This window comes from Rhizobium sp. AN68 (assembly GCF_030758035.1).
In the GTDB taxonomy this organism is placed as follows: Bacteria; Pseudomonadota; Alphaproteobacteria; order Rhizobiales; family Rhizobiaceae; genus Agrobacterium; species Agrobacterium tumefaciens.
The window spans coordinates 2,804,244-2,810,434 of record NZ_JARWMI010000003.1; the positions used below are offsets into that span (position 1 = coordinate 2,804,244).

Here is a 6,191-nt window from a genome sequence, read left to right on the forward strand (position 1 = left end):
ATCTTACTGGATCACGACAACCTTGGTGCTGCGACCGGGACGGACGCGGCTGTAGAGGTCGATGACGTCCTGGTTGATCATGCGGATGCAGCCGGAAGAGGCGGCGGTGCCGATCGATGCCCATTCAGGCGAACCGTGGATACGGAACAGCGTGTCCTGTCCCTTTTCGTTGAAGAGATACATGGCGCGCGCGCCGAGCGGGTTGGAAAGACCCGGACCCATGCCTGCCTCGACATACTTTGCGACTTCCGGCTTGCGGTCAGCCATTTCCTTCGGCGGATGCCACATCGGCCATTCCTGCTTCCAGGCGACATAGGCTTCGCCGGCCCAGGCAAAACCAGCCTTGCCAACGCCGATGCCGTAACGAACTGCGCGGTTGCCGGGCAGGATATAATAAAGGAAACGCTCACGCGTATTGACGATGATCGTGCCCGGCCGTTCGTTATTCTGGAATTCGACGATCTGACGACGGAACTTCTCGTTCACACGATTGATCGGGATGGCGGGCAGCGCATAGCCCGCGTCGGTCACAGGGCCGTAAACATCGTTGAAGATCTGGACGGTTTCGACCTTTGCCGGAACCGGGTTAGCGACCGGCACTGACGCCGCTACCTGGCCGGATGATTGGGATGTGGTTTCGGCGCAGCCGGCCAGAGCCAGTGCTGCCGTCAGACCGAGTGCAGTCAATGAGGTACGGATGCGCATATCGTTCTCGCGGAAAATTCGCCAAATTGTGCGAAGGAGTAGGCTTAATTGGATAAATCGGTTATTTTCCATTAAGCCGTTCTTGGCAAGCCGATACGCTGCTGCAGGACGAATGTGACTTTAAAATTGCCGGTTGATTGCCTTTTTGCAACAATAGGCCAAACGCCTCAGTAGCCTTTATCCATGACTATTCTTTCGCTTACCAACAATAATCCGTTAATCGACGGTCGCCAGTCGGACAAGGCGATGCTGGTGCGCCGCGGCGTTCAGGTGCTTTTGCACGAGATGCGACATTCGGTTTTGCCGGAACTGCCGCTTGCAAGCGGACGACGGGCCGATCTCATCAGCCTTTCGGCAAAGGGTGAAATCTGGATTATCGAAATCAAATCCTCGATCGAGGACTTCCGCGTCGATCGCAAATGGCCGGAATACCGCCTGCATTGCGACCGGCTTTTTTTGCCACCCATCCGGAAGTGCCGGTCGAAATCTTTCCGGAAGAATGTGGGCTTATCCTGTCGGATGGCTATGGCGCCCATATGCTTCGCGATGCGCCGGAGCATAAATTACCGCCCGCAACCCGCAAATCGGTGATGCTGGATTTCTCGAGAACCGCTGCAACCCGGCTGATGCTGGCGGAGTGGACGACCGGGCGCAGCTTCGGAGAGTGATGCCCGGTTTCAGACCATATCCAGACGTAAAACCGCTTCTCACTTGTACTGTAAATGCTCTACTTCGGCGCGCGTTTCGCCAGAATGCGCTGCAGCGTTCTCCGGTGCATGTTAAGCCGGCGGGCGGTTTCCGAGACGTTGCGCTCGCACATTTCATAAACGCGCTGAATATGCTCCCAACGAACCCGGTCGGCCGACATCGGGTTTTCGGGCACTTCAGTCTTTTCACCCTTGCGCTGCGTCAGCGCATTGAAGACATCGTCCGCATCGGCCGGTTTGGCAAGATAATCCAGCGCCCCAAGCTTCACGGCGGTAACGGCGGTTGCGATATTGCCGTAGCCCGTCAGGACGACAATCTGCGTATCGTCCCGGTACTGCCGGATGGCTTCGATGACCTCGAGACCATTGCCATCCGTAAGCCGCAAATCAACGACCGCATATTTGGGCGGCGCAGCCTTGGAACGGGCAATGCCTTCGCTGACCGTCTCGGCGGTATCGACGATAAATCCGCGTGTTTCCATGGCCCGGGCAAGCCGGCGCAGGAAGGGACCGTCGTCATCGACGATCAGCAGCGATCTGTCAGCTCCGATCGGGTCGTCGTCATCCGTTGTCGCGCTGATGGGGGTCTGGTCTTCTGTCGTCATGTCTCAGGCCTTTCGGCAACTTAGTCGGCTTTTTCTTCTTATCGCCGCTTCCACGTGGATGGTAAAGTCAACGGTCTCATTTATCGTCCATAAGCGCTCGAGGCCAGACGATTGTGACCCGCGCTCCTGTTCCGCTCAAACCGCGATTTTCGAAGGTAACGGTTGCGCCGGAGCGTTCCAGCAATGTCTTTGCAATGAAAAGCCCGAGTCCCAGCCCTCCCGCCCGGGTATCGTTGTGACGTTCGGTCACATAGGGTTCACCAATGCGGGCAAGCACGTCATGGGCATAACCCGGTCCATCATCCTCAATGGTGACGGCGACATTCTGCGAATCGTACTCCACGGTCACGGTCACTTTTTCCCGCGCATAGTCCACGCCGTTTTCGATGAGATTGCCCAGCCCGTAAATAACGCCGGCATTCCGGATGCCAACCGGCTCGTCGATCCGGTTGTTCTTTTCGACGAGATCGAGACGGATGCCGAATTCCCGGTGCGGCGCCATCACCTCCTCAATCAGCGAGGAGAGCGGCAGGCGGCGCATATGCTCCTCATCATCGGTGGAAAGTGATGTAAGGCGGCGCAGAATATCCCGGCATCTTTCGCTCTGGCTGCGCAGCAGCGCTATGTCTTCGCCAAACCTTTCATCATTTCCGAGTTCCCGTTCCATTTCCTTGGCGACGACGCTGATTGTCGCCAGCGGCGTGCCCAACTCGTGTGCCGCAGCGGCGGCCAGACCGTCTAGCTGCGAGAGATGTTTTTCCCGCTCCAGCACCAGTTCGGTCGCAGCCAGCGCATCGGCCAGCTGATTGGCCTCGTGCGAAACTCGATAGGCATAAAAGGCCGCGAAAGAGGTCGTGGCAATGATCGCGACCCAGGTGCCCACATGCAGCAGAAGCTGGATCGGCAGCACCTCACCGGGATACCACGGAACCGGAAACGGCGAAAAAGCGATTGCCGTCGAGCAGATGACGGCAAAGGCGAGCAGAATAAGCGAGTGCCGAAGCGGCTGCGAGGCGAAGGCGATGATGACCTGCACGCAGATCAGCGGTGCGAAAGGATTGGAAAGACCACCGGTGATGTAGATGAGCGCCGTCAATTGCAGCAGGTCGAATGCCAGCAGCAATGTCGCTTCCCAGGGCTCCAGACGATAGGTGGAGGGAAAACGCGCAGTGAGAAACAGGTTGGCAAGCGCGAGTGCACCGATCAAAAGGCTGCAAGCCAGAAGTGGCAGTGGGAAGTTCAAGCCGAAAGCAACAAGCAGGATCGTCGCACTTTGCCCGGCCACCGCCAGCCAGCGCAACCATACGATGGTTTGCAGCCTTATCCTGCGGCTGGCGCGGCCAAGCCTTGTTGTTTCGATCGGATGGCCAGCCACCTTCATCTCCTTTGTGCTTTTCATCGTCATCACGTTCCGCGCGGTTTTGCGCGGCTGGTCGGCAATGCCGATGCCGGGTCCTCAGGCCATGGATGGCGCGGATACCTCCCGCGCATGTCCGCCCGCACATCTTTCCACGATCCTGCCCAGAAACCCGGAAGATCGCGTGTCGTCTGTATCGGCCTGTGCGCCGGCGAGGTCAATTCCAACAGCAGCGGCAACCGCCCCTGCGCGATGGCGGGATGAGCCGTCAGCCCGAAAAGCTCCTGCACACGAATGGAAAGCGTCGGTTCGCTGGCATCGTAACGAATAGGATGCCGCTGGCCCCTCGGCGCTTCGAAATGCGTTGGCGCAAGCCTGCCGAGATCGCGTGCGACCTCATAAGGCACCAGGGCTAAAAGTCCCTCGGAAAGGCTGCCGGGCCGGATATCCTGAAGGCTGCGGGCGCCGTGCTGGAAGGGCACGAACCATTCATCCAGCCGTAAAAGCAATGCAGCATCGCTGACATCCGGCCAGGGGTCGCCGATGCTGGCATTCAGAAAGCCTATCCTGTCGCGCAACTGCTGGGTTTCTTTTGTGAACGGAAGAATTCCGACACCAAATTCCCGAACGCCGTTGGCAAGTGCCTGCGCCGCCTGTTCACCCTCCGGGCGGGGCAGGGGCGTTTCGTCGAGGATGATGGCGCCTAGGCGCGTGACGCGGCGTGCACGCGCCTGACCGCTTGCCTTGTCAAACAGCAGCTGGTCCTGCTGCACAATAAGATGCGGCATCCGCTCTTCTATATCGGTACGCTCGATGCTTGCTGCGGAAAGGATGCGCGGCTGTGCCGCACGCCCCGTAATATCGGCAACCACCAGCATCCTGCTCGCCGCCAGCCGCTCGGTTTCGGCAAGTTCTGCACCCCGGCCGTTCGCCATCACATAACGACCGCGCGCTCCTCGCTGAAGCGCAATCCGGTCCGGATAGGCGTGCAGCAGCAAGGGGCCAGCCTCGCTTGGCTGTTCATTCATAGTCTGCGCATCGCCGATCGCATCTAGAAGTCTAGACGCCAGCTTGCGCGCCGCTTGCGCCCTTTCGCTTCTCTCGGAAAGAAAGCGCCGCAATCTTTCATCGAGATCAATGTCGGTTCCGCCCAGTCCCTGTTCCGTCAGCATGACAGCGAGCATCGCCGCCTTTTTTCCCGCGCCTTCGCTCCCCGCTGCAATTACCATTGCCGCAAGCCGTGGCGGTAGTGAGAGGCTGCGCATCAGGTGGCCGCGTCGTGTGAGCGCGCCGCTTTCATCGAGTGCGCCCAGATTTTTGAGAAGCGCGATCGATTCCTTCAATGCCGCTTCGGGAGGGGCATCCAGAAATGAAAGCGCGGAAGGATCATGAACGCCCCAATGAGCGAGGTCGAGTGCAAAGCCGGAAAGATCACTCGCCAGAATTTGCGGTGGCGTGAAGGCGTTGAGCGCTGCCGTCTGTCCCGGATGCCACAGGCGGATCGCAACGCCGGGTTCCGTTCGTCCGGCTCGGCCCGCCCGCTGGTCGGCGGAGGCGCGCGAAACCCGCACTGTCTCCAGTCTCGTGATTCCCGTTGCCGGTTCGAAAACCGGTAGTCGCTGCAACCCGCTATCAATCACCACACGCACGCCGTCTATGGTGATCGATGTTTCTGCGATCGATGTGGCAAGCACGATCTTGCGCCGTCCGGCCGGTGCCGGCTTGATCGCCGCATCCTGCTCCTTTTGCGAAAGATTGCCGTAAAGCGGGATGATATCTGTATCGTCGGAAAAACGCCCCTCCAGCCGGTTGGCCGTGCGAGTAATTTCTGCCTGCCCCGGAAGGAAGGCAAGAATGGAGCCTGTTTCCGATGCATGAGCTTCGGTAATCGCCTTTGTGACTTTCTCTTCGACAGGCACACCCTGCCAGCGGTCCTCGTAGCGTATGTCGATTGGATATGTGCGGCCGAGGCTCTCAATGACAGGGGCATCGCCCATCAGCGCACTGATGCGTTCCACATCAAGGGTGGCGGACATCACGAGGATGCGCAGATCGTCTCTCAGTCCCTCCTGAACGTCGAGCGCAAGTGCCAGTCCGAAATCGCCATCGAGTGAACGTTCGTGAAACTCGTCGAAAATCACCGTCGAAACGCCGGCAAGTTCCGGGTCGTCCAGAACCATCCGGGCAAAGACACCCTCAGTCACCACTTCAATCCGGGTTCTTGAGGAGATGCGATTGTCGAGCCGCATACGATAGCCGACGGTTTCTCCAACATTCTCCTGAAGAAGATCAGCCATGCGTCCAGCCGCGGCCCGGGCGGCAAGCCGACGTGGTTCGAGAAGAATGATCTTGCCGTCGCCCCGCCATTCCTCACGCAGGAGATGAAGCGGCACCAGCGTTGTTTTGCCCGCACCCGGCGGAGCCGAGAGAACGGCACGCTTTGACCCGTCCAACGCTTGGGCAATCTCGGCCAGAACGTCGCTGACGGGAAGTACGGGCAGATCGATCTTTATATGGGCTGGCGTTCTGGTCATGCAAACAGGCCTGGGGCAATCGGGTTGATGTCTAAGCGTCTCTTCTGCCGTTTCTAAAGCACGGCCCGGTGCTTTGACAGCCGGCGGAGAGGGTTTCGCAAGAGCTCTTCCGGCAAAATTGCGGTTCTTCGCAAGCTATCTGTCGTGAAGGGTGGGAAGGGGTTCCCGCATGTGCCGCCAAAAGGGACGAGGATTCAGTCCTTTCTATGCCTCCTTGGCGCTCCACCTTGAAACTATCTTTTATTTTCATAGGTTTAGCAAAAATGTCAGTTTTTTGACGATA

At 58.6% G+C, this 6,191-nt stretch carries 4 protein-coding genes and 1 pseudogene; 1 reads left to right on the forward strand and 4 read right to left on the reverse strand.

Annotated elements, in window-relative coordinates; translation table 11 throughout:
- Positions 1-3: 3 nt before the first annotated feature.
- Positions 4-705 (reverse strand): L,D-transpeptidase, encoded by a 702-nt coding sequence (locus RBH71_RS26540; RefSeq protein ID WP_003516268.1) that lies wholly within the window; start codon positions 703-705, stop codon positions 4-6.
- Positions 706-888: 183 nt separating this feature from the next.
- Here RBH71_RS26540 and RBH71_RS26545 point away from each other — a divergent pair.
- Positions 889-1,373, forward strand: a pseudogene (locus RBH71_RS26545) (MmcB family DNA repair protein).
- Between the two features lie 59 nt (positions 1,374-1,432).
- On the opposite strand, the gene RBH71_RS26550 reads toward RBH71_RS26545, so the two are convergent.
- The 3 genes from RBH71_RS26550 to hrpB form a co-directional block, all read right to left on the reverse strand.
- Positions 1,433-2,017, reverse strand: coding sequence for an ActR/PrrA/RegA family redox response regulator transcription factor (locus RBH71_RS26550; RefSeq protein WP_003516258.1), 585 nt, complete (start codon positions 2,015-2,017; stop codon positions 1,433-1,435).
- Positions 2,018-2,093: 76 nt separating this feature from the next.
- The gene (locus RBH71_RS26555; RefSeq protein ID WP_323687558.1) at positions 2,094-3,392 is read right to left on the reverse strand and encodes an ActS/PrrB/RegB family redox-sensitive histidine kinase; all 1,299 of its coding nucleotides are present in this window, start codon (positions 3,390-3,392) and stop codon (positions 2,094-2,096) included.
- Between the two features lie 29 nt (positions 3,393-3,421).
- Entirely contained in the window at positions 3,422-5,908 is a 2,487-nt protein-coding gene (gene hrpB, locus RBH71_RS26560) for an ATP-dependent helicase HrpB (protein ID WP_003516252.1), read from the reverse strand.
- Positions 5,909-6,191 lie beyond the last annotated feature (283 nt).

What these genes read in the sequence shown, in the direction of transcription:
- RBH71_RS26540 (WP_003516268.1), bottom strand. Translation starts at nt 705, where the DNA reads ATGCGCATCCGTACCTCATTGACTGCACTCGGTCTGACGGCAGCACTG.
- RBH71_RS26550 (WP_003516258.1), bottom strand. Translation starts at nt 2,017, where the DNA reads ATGACGACAGAAGACCAGACCCCCATCAGCGCGACAACGGATGACGAC.
- hrpB (WP_003516252.1), bottom strand. Translation starts at nt 5,908, where the DNA reads ATGACCAGAACGCCAGCCCATATAAAGATCGATCTGCCCGTACTTCCC.